The organism is Gemmatimonadota bacterium, from assembly GCA_041390125.1.
Lineage (GTDB): Bacteria > Gemmatimonadota > Gemmatimonadetes > Longimicrobiales > Gaopeijiaceae > JAGQIF01.
The window spans coordinates 171,274-184,539 of the sequence record JAWKQN010000003.1; the positions used below are offsets into that span (position 1 = coordinate 171,274).

12 protein-coding genes and 1 pseudogene are annotated in these 13,266 nt (G+C 73.6%); 12 read left to right on the top strand and 1 reads right to left on the bottom strand.

Annotated features, from left to right (window positions below; all coding sequences use genetic code 11):
* Positions 1-5 precede the first annotated feature (5 nt).
* The 7 genes from R3E98_02250 to R3E98_02280 are packed head-to-tail and all read left to right on the top strand — an operon-like array spanning position 6 to position 7,462.
* Entirely contained in the window at positions 6-848 is an 843-nt protein-coding gene (locus tag R3E98_02250; GenBank protein ID MEZ4422208.1) for an ABC transporter permease, read from the top strand.
* Positions 838-2,076, top strand: coding sequence for an ABC transporter ATP-binding protein (locus tag R3E98_02255; GenBank protein MEZ4422209.1), 1,239 nt, complete (start codon positions 838-840; stop codon positions 2,074-2,076). The genes R3E98_02250 and R3E98_02255 overlap by 11 nt, the downstream gene beginning before the upstream one ends.
* Positions 2,070-3,338 carry a polysaccharide pyruvyl transferase family protein gene (locus R3E98_02260; GenBank protein ID MEZ4422210.1) on the top strand — a complete coding sequence of 423 codons (1,269 nt, stop codon included), beginning with the start codon at positions 2,070-2,072 and terminating at the stop codon, positions 3,336-3,338. The genes R3E98_02255 and R3E98_02260 overlap by 7 nt, the downstream gene beginning before the upstream one ends.
* Entirely contained in the window at positions 3,335-4,570 is a 1,236-nt protein-coding gene (locus tag R3E98_02265; protein ID MEZ4422211.1) for a glycosyltransferase family 4 protein, read from the top strand. The genes R3E98_02260 and R3E98_02265 overlap by 4 nt, the downstream gene beginning before the upstream one ends.
* Positions 4,567-5,547 carry a glycosyltransferase family A protein gene (locus R3E98_02270; GenBank protein MEZ4422212.1) on the top strand — a complete coding sequence of 327 codons (981 nt, stop codon included), beginning with the start codon at positions 4,567-4,569 and terminating at the stop codon, positions 5,545-5,547. The genes R3E98_02265 and R3E98_02270 overlap by 4 nt, the downstream gene beginning before the upstream one ends.
* Complete coding sequence (locus tag R3E98_02275; protein ID MEZ4422213.1) at positions 5,544-6,557, top strand: glycosyltransferase family 9 protein; 1,014 nt, start codon at positions 5,544-5,546, stop codon at positions 6,555-6,557. Before R3E98_02270 ends, R3E98_02275 begins: the two co-directional genes overlap by 4 nt.
* Positions 6,554-7,462, top strand: coding sequence for a glycosyltransferase family A protein (locus R3E98_02280; protein ID MEZ4422214.1), 909 nt, complete (start codon positions 6,554-6,556; stop codon positions 7,460-7,462). The genes R3E98_02275 and R3E98_02280 overlap by 4 nt, the downstream gene beginning before the upstream one ends.
* On the opposite strand, the gene R3E98_02285 is transcribed toward R3E98_02280, so the two are convergent.
* Entirely contained in the window at positions 7,378-9,945 is a 2,568-nt protein-coding gene (locus tag R3E98_02285) for a glycosyltransferase family 9 protein (GenBank protein ID MEZ4422215.1), read from the bottom strand. The two genes, R3E98_02280 and R3E98_02285, sit on opposite strands and share 85 nt — an antisense overlap.
* A gap of 34 nt (positions 9,946-9,979) precedes the next feature.
* On the opposite strand from R3E98_02285, the gene R3E98_02290 reads away from it, so the two are divergent.
* From R3E98_02290 to R3E98_02310, 5 genes and pseudogenes are all read left to right on the top strand, one after another.
* Positions 9,980-10,645, top strand: a complete 666-nt coding sequence (locus R3E98_02290; GenBank protein ID MEZ4422216.1) for a hypothetical protein — start codon at positions 9,980-9,982, stop codon at positions 10,643-10,645.
* Positions 10,633-11,085 (top strand): annotated as a pseudogene (gene rfaE2, locus R3E98_02295) (D-glycero-beta-D-manno-heptose 1-phosphate adenylyltransferase). The gene R3E98_02290 and the pseudogene rfaE2 overlap by 13 nt, the downstream one beginning before the upstream one ends.
* A gap of 78 nt (positions 11,086-11,163) precedes the next feature.
* Positions 11,164-11,715 (top strand): D-sedoheptulose 7-phosphate isomerase, encoded by a 552-nt coding sequence (locus tag R3E98_02300; GenBank protein MEZ4422217.1) that lies wholly within the window; start codon positions 11,164-11,166, stop codon positions 11,713-11,715.
* Positions 11,712-12,674, top strand: coding sequence for a D-glycero-beta-D-manno-heptose-7-phosphate kinase (rfaE1, locus tag R3E98_02305; GenBank protein MEZ4422218.1), 963 nt, complete (start codon positions 11,712-11,714; stop codon positions 12,672-12,674). Before R3E98_02300 ends, rfaE1 begins: the two co-directional genes overlap by 4 nt.
* Positions 12,671-13,234, top strand: coding sequence for an HAD family hydrolase (locus tag R3E98_02310; GenBank protein MEZ4422219.1), 564 nt, complete (start codon positions 12,671-12,673; stop codon positions 13,232-13,234). The genes rfaE1 and R3E98_02310 overlap by 4 nt, the downstream gene beginning before the upstream one ends.
* The last annotated feature ends 32 nt before the right edge of the window (positions 13,235-13,266 follow it).

Sequence of the window (13,266 nt, forward strand, 5' to 3'; positions counted from 1 at the left end):
CGTCCATGGCGCCCCCGGCCACCGCTCCCCCGCTGACCATCCTCGAGCCGCCGCGCCGCTGGGACGGTCCACCGCTCCGTGAGCTCTGGCGCTTCCGTGACCTCCTCGGGACGCTCGCCCTGCGCGACCTGAAGGTCCGCTACAAGCAGACGGTGCTCGGGCTCTTCTGGGTGCTGGCGCAGCCGTTCGCGGCCGCCGGTGTCTTCGCGTTCGTGTTCGGACGCGTCGCCAGCCTCGAGGCACCCGGCGGGGTGCCCTACTTCCTGTTCACATTTGCCGGTCTCCAGGCCTGGCTCCTCTTCTCGAACACCCTCACCCGCTCGACGAACGCGCTGGTCGGGAATTTCCAGCTCGTCCAGAAGGTCTACTTCCCCCGCCTGATCCTTCCGCTGTCCACCGTCGTGGCCAGCTTGCTGGACTTCCTCATCGTGATGGTGTTGTTCACCGTGCTGTTGCTGCTCCAGTGGCACCTTCCGGGTGTCGAGGTCCTGTGGGCGCCCGTCTGCCTCGCGCTCCTGCTGGCTCTGGCGCTCGGTCTGGGCTTTGCCTCCAGCGCACTGGCCGTGGCATACCGTGACGTGCGCCATGCCCAACCGGTGCTGACCCAGCTCCTGCTCTACGCCAGCCCCGTGGCCTATGCTGTCACGGTGGTTCCCGAGCGGTACCGCGGCGTGTACCTGCTGAACCCCATCGCGCCGATCCTGGAGACGTTCCGCTATGCCCTGCTGGGCACGGGGGATCCACCGTGGACCGCGTTCGGCATCGCGGCCGCGGTGTGCGTCGTGGTCTTCATCGGTGGCATGATCGTGTTCACCCGCCTGGACCGGATGTTCGCCGATGTCATCTGAGCACGCGGTCGTCACGCGCGGGCTCGGCAAGGCATACGCCATCGGGGCCGCGGACGAGAAGGCGGACACGCTGGTGCAGTCGCTGGCCCGCCGCCTCCGCCACCCGTTCGGGCGCGGCGACGTGGAGCGCGTGTGGGCGCTCCGCGACCTGGACCTGGAGGTGCGGGTCGGTGAGGTGGTGGGGATCGTGGGTCGGAACGGGGCGGGGAAGAGCACGCTGCTCAAGATCCTCAGCCGCATCACCCACCCCACCGAAGGCCGGGCCGAGCTGCGCGGTCGAGCGGGCGCCCTGTTGGAGGTCGGGACGGGCTTCCACCGCGAGCTCACCGGCCGCGAGAACATCTACCTGAACGGCGCCATCCTGGGGATGCGGCGCGACGAGATCGACCGTCGCTTCGACGAGATCGTGGCCTTCGCCGGCACCGAGCGTTTCCTCGACACGCCGGTCAAGCGCTACTCCAGCGGGATGTACGTGCGCCTCGCCTTCGCGGTGGCCGCGCATCTGGATCCGGAGATCCTCATCGTGGACGAGGTGCTCTCCGTCGGGGACGCGGACTTCCAGCGCCGCTGCCTCGGGAAGATGCACGAGGTGGCGGGTGGCGGACGCACGGTGCTGTTCGTGAGTCACAACATGCCGATGGTGCGCGCACTGTGCTCCCGCGCCATCGTGCTCCGCGATGGGCGCATGGTCCTCGACGGGGATCCCGACGATGCCGTCGACCACTACCTCGACCAGGTGGAGGAGAGCGCCGAGCGCGACCTCGCCGACCGCGAGGATCGCAGCGGCCGCGGTGGGGTGCGCCTCACCGGAGCCCGGGTCGCCTCGGCGGCCGGGGACGGAGTGCCGGTGGCCACGGGCGGGGGCGCACGCTTCGAGTTCGACGTGAGCGAGCGCAAGCCGGGGCTGGCGCTGACCTTCACGCTGTACGATCCCCAGGGGACGCGCATCACGTCGTTCGACACGCGGGTGGCCTCACCGGAGGACATCCACACCAACGGGGCCGGCGGCCCCATCCGCTGCGAGCTGGACGAGCTGCCGCTCGTGCAGGGACGGTACCGCGTGAACGTGGCGCTGAGCGTCGGCGACGAGGTGCACGACCACGTGGAAGCGGCGCTCGTCTTCGACGTCGCGGCCGGCGTGCTGCGTGGGCGACCCATCACGCGAACGGGGAAGTACGGCGCCGTGGCCGTCCCCCATCGCTGGCACCTGCCGGGGGGTCCATGCTGAAGCCGGCGCGCGCGTGGTGGCGGGCGCGGCGGCGGGCGCGCCGGCGCGCGGCCATCGAGGCCGAGGTGCGTCGTCAGGGGTCGCGCCCGAGCGCCGAGGGCGTGCTGGTGCTGGCGCCCGGTCCGGTAGGAAGCCTCGGCGACGAGGCGATGCTGCGCACGGTCCGCCGGGTCCTGCGGGAAGGGGGGGAGTCGCGCATCGGCCTGGCGAGCTTCACGACCGACGAGGACTGGGAACGCGCCGGACCCTGGACCGCCCGGGTGGCGGTCGGCGACTGGCTGAGCCGCGGCGACCTGTCGCAGTACGCAACGTTCGCCCGCGCCGTGGTGCAGTACCGCGGGTTCCTGGTCCTGGGCGCGGACGTGCTGGACGGTGCCTACAGCGAGATCCGCAGCGAGGGCCGCCTCGCTCTCGCGAGCCTGGCCGCCGCCGCGGGCGTCCACACCGAGATCGTGGGCTTCAGCTACCGGGACCAGCCTGGCCCGCGCGCGCTGCGGGCGCTGCGGGATCTGCATCCGGACGTGGTGCTGCGCGCGCGGGAGGCCACGTCGGCGGCGCGGGTGCGCGCCCACACCGGGCGGACCGTGCACGAGAGCGCGGACCTGGCCTTCCTGCTGGAGCCCGAGCTCGCCTCGGACGAGGGCCGTGCGCTCGCGGAGTGGATGGAGGCGGCCCGGGGCCGGGGCGACACCGTGCTCGGCTTCAACCTGAACCCCTCGCCCGTGCGGGGGGAGGCGGAGGGCCCGACCCGCCTGGTGGACGCCTACGGCCGCGCGCTCGGCGCGCTGCTGGAGCGGGATCCCGGGCTGGTGGTGGTGGGCTTCATCCACGATGTCCGCAGCGAGCACGGCGAACTGGCCGCGCTCGCCGAGGTGGTGCGCCGTCTGGACCCTTGGCGGGACCGGGTGCGAACCGCGCCCCCGGCCGCGTCGGCGGCCGAGATCAAGGCGCTCGCCGGGCGCACGGATGCGGTGCTGAGCGGGCGGATGCATCTGGCCATCGCCGCCCTGGGTTCGGGCGTCCCCGTGGCCGCCCTGCAGTACCAGGGCAAGTTCGAGGGCCTGTTCGGGGCGTTCGGGCTCGATGGCCTCATGCTGGAGCCCGTTGCGGCCCTGGAGCCCGGGCGGCTCGAGGCGTTGCTGCGCTCCCTGCTGGAGCGCCGGGACGACGCCACGACGGCCGTGGCCGCCGCGCTCCCCGAGGCCCGCCGCCGCGCACGCACCAACCTGGGCGCCTTCCTGCCGACGGCGACGCCCTCGTGAGCCACGCGCCCGGCTCGGTGGTCATGGTCGATCCCCACCTCGAGGGGGGCGTGGCGCATTACACCTGGGCGCTCTGCGACGCCCTCGCGCGCCGGGGCACCGACGTGACCCTGCTCACGCGCCGCGGCGCAGCCTACGAGCTGGACGCGCTTCCGCGCCGCTTCCGTCTCCGTCGCGACCTCCCCGGCGTCATCTCGCGACCGCCGCCCGGCGTGGGGCAGCGCCTGCGCAGCCTGGTCGACCCGACGCACTGGGACCGTCACCTGGCGGAGATCCTCACCGACGTGGCCCGCGAGCACGACAGCCGTCTCCTGCACCAGCAGTGGCAGCTGCGCCCTCCGCGCGACCCGCACATCTGGGACGCCGCCCGCCAGCGTCGCCCGGGCGTGCGCGTGATCTACACCGCGCACAACGTCTTCCCGCACGACGGCTCGTCGGACGCGCGCGCGTCCTGGAGCGTGGCCCACGCCCATCCCGACCGCATCGTCGTGCACGGGGAGCGACTGCGGGCCACCGGGGTGCGCGACGCCGGGATGCCCTCCACCCGCGTGGACGTCGTCCCGCTCGGGAACTACCACTTCCTGGCCGACGCCTTCGCGGTCCCGGATCGCGGCGAGGCCCGCACGCGCCTGGGCCTCGACGCCGATCGGGCCGTCGTCCTGTTCTTCGGGCATGTCCGCCCCTACAAGGGTCTCGATGTCCTGCTGTCCGCCCTCGCGGAGCTCGTCCGTCGCGGCCGGGACGTCACCTTGCTGGTGGCGGGGCGCGTCGAGGGGGGCTGGAGCGGCTCCGACCTGGAGCGGCAGGCCCGGTCGCTGGGCCTCGGTGACGCCCATCTCCGCGTGGAGGACCGCTTCCTCCCGCTCGAGGAGATCGCGCCCTGGTTCGCCGCGTCCGACCTGCTGTGCGCGCCGTATCATCGGGGCTCGCAGAGCGGCGTCCTGCAGCTCGCCTATGCGTACCGCCGCCCCGTCCTGGCCACGCGCGTGGGCAGTCTCGCCGAGGTGGTGCTCGACGGGGAGACCGGCTGCACGGTGGAGCCCGGAGCGCCCGAGGCGCTGGCGGACGGGCTGGATGCGCTGCTCGACGACCGGGCGGCGCTCGCGCGCATGGGTGCCCGCGCCCGCGAGTGGAGCGCGGACGTCTTCGGGTGGGACCGGATCGCGGACCTGACGCGCGCCGTGTACGAGCGCGCACTGGCCGACGGCCACGGGGCGGGCGAGGCCGCATGAGCGCGCAGCGCCCCGCGGTGAGCGTCGTGATCCCGACCCACAACCGGGCGGATCTGTTGCAGGCCTCCCTGGACAGCGTCTGCGCGCAGACCTTCTCGGACTGGGAATGCGTGGTCGTCGACGACGGCTCGACCGACGACACCCCGGCGCTGCTGGCCGAGCGCGCGGCCGCCGATCCCCGCATCCGCTGGATCCGCCAGGACAACTCGACGGCATCGCGCGCGCGCAATCGCGGCGTCGCCGAGTCGCGCGCGCCGTTGATCGCATTCCTGGACTCCGACGACCTCTACGTGCCGGACCGGTTGCAGTGGATGGTGGAGGAGCTGCACGCACGGCCCGACGTGGTGTTGGTCTACGGGGACACGCTCCAGTTCCGGGACGGACATCCGGAGGAGCGGTTCCCCTACCTGGGCCGCGTGGAGACGAAGCCGGACGGCCAGGCGTTCGAGGCGCTGCTCTCGTGTCCCGCGATCTACGCGCCGGTCCTGCGCCGGGAGATCTTCGAGCGCATCGGGGGCTTCGATGAGAGCCTGGAGTCCGCCGAGGACTGGGATGCCTGGCTCAAGGTGGCCCGTGAAGGTCCGATCGCCCACCGCGCGCGGCCGGCGCTGCTGTACCGGTTGCACGGCGGCGCCAAGTCGAAACGCACCATCGCCAACTACCGCTGCGCCCAGCGCGTCCTGGAGCGCCATCTGCAACACGTCCCCGCCGGTCGGCGACGGCTCGTGCGGCGGCGCGCCTACGCCTTCTTCCGCCACGGCTACCCGCCGCAGTTGCTCACGCTGGTGGGGCGCCTGCACGAGCGGAGGGACTGGAGCGCCGCGCGCGAGGTGTGGCGTGCGCTCGTGGGCCTGCGTCCGGCGTGGTTGGTGCGGCCGCGCGTACTGGCCAACACGCTCTGGGCGCATCTGCCCACCCGGCGGCCTCCCCCGTGGTGGTCGCGCCGGGCGGGTGCCGTGAACGGAAGCAGGGCGTGAGCGCGGCCCCTTCCCGACGGGTGCGGTTCGCCCACCGTCTGAGCGCACGCCTGGCCGCGCTGCGCACGGCGCGCCGCTGGCGCGCGCAGCGCCGCAACCTCGACCGACCCACGGTGGCCGTGGCACTGGTCGAGCACATGGGCGACATCGTCGCCGCCGAGCCCGTCGCGCGACGGGTGCGTGCGCTCTATCCGCAGGCCCACATCGTCTGGGTGGTCCGGCCTGCCTACGCGCAGCTTCCTCGGGCGTTCGCGGCCGTGGACGAGGTGCTGCTCGTCCGTTGCCTCACCGAGTGGATCCACCTGAGCCGCGCGGATCTGTTCGATGCCGTCTTCGACCTGCACCTCGACGGTCGCGACTGTGCGCGCTGCAAGGTGCCGATCCGGCGGGACGTCTCGGGACACGGCGTGACGCTGCACAACTACTACGCCGACGGTCCGTTGCTGAGCGCGTTCTGCCGTTCGGCGGGGCTGGCGGTGCTGGACGATGGACCCGTCCTCGACATCCCCGCCGACGTGCAGGCGCGGATCGCCGGACGGGTGCCGGAGGAGCCGTATGTGGTCGTGCACGCGCGGGCGAACCAGACGGGTCGGGAGTGGAACGATGCCGCTTGGGACGAGCTGACCACCGGTCTGCACGCGCGCACGGGCATGCCGATCGTCGAGGTGGGCCTGGACCCGGTGCTGGCCGCCGGTGGCGTCGATCGTAGTCGCTTGTGCGGCAGCCTGTCCCTCCTGGAGACGGCCGAGGTGATCCGGCGCGCCACGCTGTTCGTCGGGATCGATTCGGGTCCCGCCCACCTGGCCAACGCCGTGGGGACGCCCGGCGTGGTGCTGCTGGGCCACTACAGTCGCTACGAGCGCTACGTGCCGTACACCGGGCCGTACGCCACGGGCGAGGGGGCGACGCTCGTGCACTGGCCGGGACCGGTGCGCGAGCTACCGGTCAGGGAGGCGGCCGAGGCCGTGCTGGAGCGGCTGGAGCGGGTCGCCGCGGGGAGGACGGGGTGAGCGGCCCGGTGGATCCGACCGTCACGGTCGTCATTCCCACCTACGGGCATGCCCATACGGTGGAGGAGACGCTCGAGTCCGTCTTCCGGCAGCGCTTCCGCGACTACGAGATCGTGGTCGTGGACGACGGCTCGCCGGACGACACGGCCGCCGTCCTCGCCCCGTTCGTCCGGTCGGGACGCATCCGCTACCTGCACCAGTCGAACCAGGGACAGGGTGCCGCGCGCAATCGCGGTCTGGCCGAGGCGCGGGGCCGCTACGTGGCGTTCCTGGACGACGACGACCTGTGGCAGGACGATTCGCTCGCCTGGCAGGTGGAGGCGCTCGACGCCCACGACGAGGCGGTGCTCGCCTACGGCGACCATCGCACGTTGCGTCCGGACGGCGAGCTGCAGACGGCGGATCGGATCGTGCGGCCGTCCGGTCGCGTCTACGAGGCCTTCCGGCGCCGCAACTGGATGGTCTCGCCCGGTCAGGCCCTGATGCGCCGGAGCGCGCTCGGGCAGGTGGGCGGCTTCGACCCGACGGTCTGGGGATCCGACGACTGGGACCTCTACATCCGGCTGGCCCGGGTGGGCGAGTTCATCTACCGCAAGCGACCGGTCCTGGTCTATCGCGACCACCCCGCCGCCGCCTCGCGTCGTGCGCTGCTCCACGTCCGCAACCACCTGGAGGTGGTCCGCCGCCACATCGGCTGGAACCTGCCTCTGCTGGTGCGGCACCAGTGGGCGGCCGGCGGCTACTTCGTGCCCCGGCTCCTGCGCTACGCGCGGGAGCAACGCGCGGCGGGGGCGCTGGAGGAGGCGCGTACGGCGGCCCTCTACGCGCTCGCGTTCCGTCCCACGCTGGTCTTCCGCCCCTCGTTCCTCGCGGAGCTGGCCGGCGCCGAGCGGGAGGCCGCATGACGCGGGTCGGGGGTGTCCACGGGGACCGCGAATCCGGCCCGGGCCAGCGCGTCCCAGTCGCGGTCCAGGAAGCGGCGGTGCACACCGTAGAGAACGGGAAGGGTGCCGGGTGTGACGCCTTCGTCGCCGGGCAGCCACACCGGATGCGCCCGATCGAGCAGGTCGAGCACGGCCTGGACCACCGAATATGCGGATACGCTGCGCAGGCAGTAGAGCGGATCACACGACCAGAGCTTGCAGGGGGCGCAGGGCACCTCCGCGCGCAGGGCCACCGCAGGTGCCAGGCCCCCCGGGTGCGGACCCCACAGGTCGGCGTTCTCGGGGCCGAGGACGGCGACGAGGGGCGCACCCACGGCGCGCGCCAGGTGCAACACGCCGGTGTCGTTGCTGACGACGGCGCCGGCGCTCGCCAGCACGTGCGTCAGCCCGTCCAGGTCGGTCGCACCCGCCCGGTTGTCGGCACGCGCGCGCAGGTCGACGGTCAGCGCCTCCAGGACGCGCTCGACCAGCGGCGCCTCGTCCGGCGCGCCGGTGAAGACGAACCGCAGCTCCGGGCAGGTGTGGCCCAGGGCTTCGACCAGCTCCACGAACCGCTCGGCGGGCCAGCGGCGCGATGGCTTCTGCGCCCCGACGTGCAGGACGAGGAACCGTCGGTCGTCCATACCGACGGGCACCGGAAGCGTGGGGATGCGCGCGCTGCCGACCGCCTCCTCCCCCTCTCCCAACAGCAGGAGTTGGTTCTCCGCCTGGTGGCGGCCGGGGTCCACGGGAACGCGCCGCGTGAGGTGTCGGTGCTGGGGCGTCCCGTCGTCGAGGCCCCAGCGCTGCACGGCCCCGACCCAGAGCGCCTCCCGCACGAAGCCGGTGCCGTAGCCCGTGAGGGAGAGGTCCCACCCGCGCCGCCACAGACCGAGCAGATGGCGGGCCCGGCCTCCGCTGCCCGCGCCCAGCGCGACGACCTCGTCGACCAGACCGAGATCACGCAGCACGTCGGCGAGCGCGACGGAGCCGCTCGGCGTGCCCAGGTCCACCCGCGCAGCCGGATAGCGTCGCCGGAGCGCGGCCAGCAGCGGCAGCATCGCCAGCACGTCACCCAGGCGGGCGTGCTGCGCCACCAGGATGGCGCCCACGTCGGGGTGGGGATGCCCGCGCAGCGTGCGCGCCACCCGGCGGCCCAGGTGCAGCAGCGCTCCGGCGGCCCGGGCCACGTGGAAGATCGCGTCACCACGCGCTCCCCAGCGGGCCTGGGGCTCGCCCGGCAGCGCCGCGGGAGTGCGGGACGCGACCGGTGCTCCGCGGTGCGGGGAGAGGCGCGCCGGTGGACGGCGGCTCGCGAGCGCCCGCAGGTGGTCCTCGAGGGCGTCGACGCGGTCGTCCCAGCCGTTGGCGCGCGCCAACGCGATGCGCTCCCGCCGGTCCTGCTCGGAAGAGGCGAGCGCACGGTCCACGGCGGCGACGAAGGCGTCGGTCCCGTCCGTAGCGATCTCGATCGCGTGTCGACACCACTGCAGCCCGTCCAGATCCGTGGCCACCACGGGTCGGCCCGTGGCGAGGTACTCGAAGACCTTGAGCGGATTGCACGAACGGGTCAGCTCGGTGCGCCGGTACGGAACCAGGCAGACGTCGAAGCGCTGCAGCACGGACGGCAGGTCGGCGTAGTCGCGGTAGCCGAGCAGGTGCACGTTGGGCAGTCCGCCGAGCGTGGCGACGTCGACGCCGGGCTTCACGCGGCCGGCCAGGAGGACAGTCCAGTCCGGTCGCGCCCGCGCCACCGCAGCGACCAGCTCCTGGTCCAGTCGCTCGTCCACCTGGCCCACGAAGCCCAGCACCGGGCCCTGCGTCGGCGGCAGGTCCGCCAGCGGAGGCGCGGCGGCGAGCGCGTCGGGCGCGAAGTGCTCCACGTCCGCCCCGTTGGGCAGGTAGTAGGCGCGCGGCTGGACGGTGAGGAAGCGACGGTGCAGACGCTCGGAGACCGCCAGCGCCACGTCCGCGGCGCGCAGCATCCGGTCCTCGGCGGCGCGCACCGCCCGCCGCTCGTCCGCGCTGCGCTCCCCGAAAGCGGTCATCTCGTCCACGGCGTAGTACAGCAGCCCGCGGGGACGCACCGCCGGCACCAGGTCGAGCGCGGGGGGGCGCAGCGCGAGCGCGACGCCTCCCGTGAAGCCCAGCGCGCTCGCGACCCGCGCCAGGGCCCGCGGCCGATGACGCTGGTTCAAGCGCCATCCGAGGCCGCGGACGGGCGCATAGCGGTAGACGAGGAGCTCGCCGGGGCCCTCCCGGGTCAGCCCGGCGTGGCTGCGCTCCGGTCGGAGGGCCGCCCAGGCGGAGGTGGACGCACCCGCTGCGCCTGCCCATTCGGGATCGACGTAGAGCACGCGATGTCCACGCGCCGCGAGCCGCGAGAGCAACTGCTGCTTTCCTGTCCAGCAGTAGTCCCAGTTCTGCTGGCCGAAGCACACGACGGAGAGGCGCGTGGTGTCCACCCGGCAAACTAACGGCGCTCCCGCGGCGTCCGGAATGGGCCCGCCGCGCCTCGTGATGGCGGCCTTCGTGCTCGATGTCGCGTTGGCGCTGCTCTACCTGGGCTTGGCGTTGGGCGCCCTGGACGGACCCGTCGAGGCCCGCGTGCTCCTCGACATGGACGCGGAGGCGAACATCCCGGCGTGGTGGGCCGCATCCCAGCTCCTGCTCGCCGCGGTCACGCTGCTTCTCGCGGGCTCACTGCACCCACGGGGGGCGCGCTGGGTGGCCGTGCTGCTCGCGCTCGCGCTGGGCTTCCTGTCCCTGGACGAGGCCGCGCAGATCCACGAAGGCCTGGAACGATCCGTCGCCGCTGCCGGCTTCGTGGCGGCCGATCTGGGACTGACCCGCACGGCCCTGTGGGTGGCCGCGGCTGCGTTGGGGGTCGGCGTCCTGCTGTTCCACATCGTCCGCTCCGGCGTGCTGCGGGGGCGGTCCGCGGTCCTCTACGTGCTGGGCTTCGGCGTGCTGTTCGGCGCGGCGGGCGGGGTGGAGTGGTTGGGCGTGCGTGTCCACGGCAGCGCTCTCGGAGGATCCCCGCGCTGGATCGCGGCAGAGGAGGGTGGAGAGCTCGTCGGCGGGACGCTGCTGTGGTGGGCGGGGCTCGAGGATCTCAGGGCGCGCCTGCGAGCGCGCGGCATGGAGGTGGCATGGCTGGCGTGATCGCGGAGCAGGAGGCTCGAACCCTGCGCGAGGAGCTACGCAGGCGCGGCGAGCGGCTCGTGTTCACCAACGGATGCTTCGACTTGCTGCACGCGGGTCATGTGGACACGCTGGCACGCGCGCGTGCCCTGGGAGATCGTCTTCTCGTGGCGGTGAACTCGGACGCATCGGTGCGTCGCCTCAAGGGTCCGACGCGCCCGCTGGTGCCCGCGCGGGAGCGCGCCGAGGTGCTGGCCGCGCTCGAATCCGTCGACTGGACCCTGGTGTTCGACGAGGATACGCCGCTGCGTCTGATCGAGACCCTGGAGCCCGACGTGCTGGTGAAAGGCGGAGACTGGCCGGTCGAGCGCATCGTGGGTCGGGACGCGGTCGAGCGCGCCGGTGGCTCCGTGGTCTCCCTGCCCGGCGCGCGCCCCGACCTGTCCACGTCCGACCTGGTGGAGCGCATCCGCAACGGGACGCCCGCCGCGCAGGAAGGCTCCGCGGAACGGTCGGGCAGGAACGCCTTCCACGCCACCGTGGACGAGAGCCTGGCCACGTTGGCGCGGACCCGGACGGAGCTGCAGGAAGCGGTGGCGCGCGCCGCCGAGCTGTGGATCCGCACGTTGCGCGCAGGCGGGCGCATCCTCTTCTGCGGGAACGGGGGGAGCGCCGCCGACGCGCAGCACCTCGCCGCCGAGCTGACGGGTCGCTTCGAGCGCGAGCGGGCACCGCTGCCCGGGCTGGCGCTCACCACGGACACGTCCGCGCTCACCGCCGTCGGGAACGACTACGGATTCGCGGACGTGTTCGCCCGCCAGGTGCGGGCGCTCGGGCGGCCGGGCGATACGCTGGTGGCCCTCAGCACCAGCGGCCGCTCCGACAACGTCGTGCGGGCCGTGGAGGAGGCGCGCCGCCGCGGCGTGCGCACGGTGGGCCTGCTGGGGCGCGACGGAGGGGTGCTCGCGGAACGGGTGGATGTCGCGCTGGTGGTACCGTCCGACCGCACCGCGCGCATCCAGGAGGTGCACATCCTGATCGGCCACCACCTGTGCGGGCAGGTGGATGAAGCCTGGGAGGCGACGTGGTGAGCGACATCGTGGACCGGTTGGCCTCGTCGTCGGTGGTCGTGGTGGGTGACGTCATGTGGGACGAACAGATCTGGGGGCACGCCAGCCGGATCTCGCCGGAGGCGCCCGTGCCGGTCGTGGAGGTCGAACGCGTGAGCGGCACGCCGGGTGGGGCCGCCAACGTGGCCGTCAACGCGCGCGCGCTGGGCGCGCGGGTCGCGGTGGTGGGGTTGGTGGGCGAGGACGGGGCGGGGGAGGCGCTGCGCGCGGGCCTGCAAGCCAGCGGTCTGGACACCGGGGGGCTCCTGGTGGACGGCGGGCGCCCCACGACGCGCAAGTCGCGTGTGCTGGCCCGCGGCCAGCAGGTGGTGCGCATCGACCGGGAGATGCGGGCGCCCATCTCCGACGCCCAGGGCTGTGCGCTGCTGGAGGCCCTCGACGAGCCGCTCCGGCACGCGGGGGTGGTGGTGGTCTCCGACTACGCGAAAGGAGTGGTGCAGGGGCGGTTGGTGCGCGGCATCGTGGAACGCGCCCGGGCCCGAGGCATCCCGGTGCTCGTCGACCCCAAGGGGCTGGACTTCGCGAAGTACGAGGGTGTGGACCTGATCACGCCCAACCAGCAGGAGGCCTCCGGTGCGGCCGCCATCGAGATCACCGACCGGGCGTCGCTCGAACGGGCGGCGCTGCGCCTGCGTGAGCTCACGCAGGCGCGTGCGCTCCTGATCACGCGCGGCGGGGAGGGCATGGCGCTGTTCGAGGACGGGCCGCCCACCTACCTCCCGGCCGCGACCCGGCAGGTGTACGACGTCACCGGCGCGGGGGATACCGCCGTGGCCACGCTGGCGCTGGCGCTGGCGGCGGGCGTGGCGCTGGCGGACGCGGCGCGGCTCGCCAACCGGGCGGCCGGCATCGTGGTGGAGAAGGTGGGGACGGCCAGCGTATCCGCTGCCGAGCTCCGCGACGTGCTGGCGCGCGCATGAGCGGTCCCGACGGGGCCTGGGGCGTCTTCCTGGACCGGGACGGCACGCTCATCGAGGACACCGGCTATCCGCGCCGGCCGCAGGACGTGCGCCTGCTGCCCGGCGCCGTGGACGCCTTGCGGGCGTTCCGGGCCCTCGGCGCGCGCCTCGTCGTGGTCTCCAACCAGTCGGGCGTGGGGCGGGGTTGGATCACCCCGCAGGAGATGGAGGCCGTCGACGACCGCTTCCGGGCCCTGCTGGCGGACGAGGGCATCACGCTCGACGCGGTCCACTATTGCACGGACGCGCCGGACCGGGCCACCGGCCGCCGCAAGCCCGGCCCCGGCATGCTCCTGGAAGCCCTGGCGGCGCTCGTGCTGGAGCCCGGCCGTTCGGTCATGATCGGCGACAAGGAAACGGATGTGCAGGCCGGGCGGGCCGCCGGCCTGGCCACCGTGCTCCTGGCTCCGTCCGGCCCCGCGCCGGGGGCCACCGAGGCCGACCAGGTGGCGACGTCCTGGCCCGCGGCGGTCGCCTGGGTGCGTCGGCGCACCGGGCACCCGGGAACCGGGTCCGGGTAGTACGCAGCGCCCCGGATCGAGCCGGGGGGCTT

Bases quoted from the DNA above. Each gene is read 5' to 3' on its own strand.
- R3E98_02250 (MEZ4422208.1), top strand. From the start codon at position 6: ATGGCGCCCCCGGCCACCGCTCCCCCGCTGACCATCCTCGAGCCGCCG.
- R3E98_02255 (MEZ4422209.1), top strand. From the start codon at position 838: ATGTCATCTGAGCACGCGGTCGTCACGCGCGGGCTCGGCAAGGCATAC.
- R3E98_02260 (MEZ4422210.1), top strand. From the start codon at position 2,070: ATGCTGAAGCCGGCGCGCGCGTGGTGGCGGGCGCGGCGGCGGGCGCGC.
- R3E98_02270 (MEZ4422212.1), top strand. From the start codon at position 4,567: ATGAGCGCGCAGCGCCCCGCGGTGAGCGTCGTGATCCCGACCCACAAC.
- R3E98_02290 (MEZ4422216.1), top strand. From the start codon at position 9,980: ATGGGCCCGCCGCGCCTCGTGATGGCGGCCTTCGTGCTCGATGTCGCG.
- R3E98_02310 (MEZ4422219.1), top strand. From the start codon at position 12,671: ATGAGCGGTCCCGACGGGGCCTGGGGCGTCTTCCTGGACCGGGACGGC.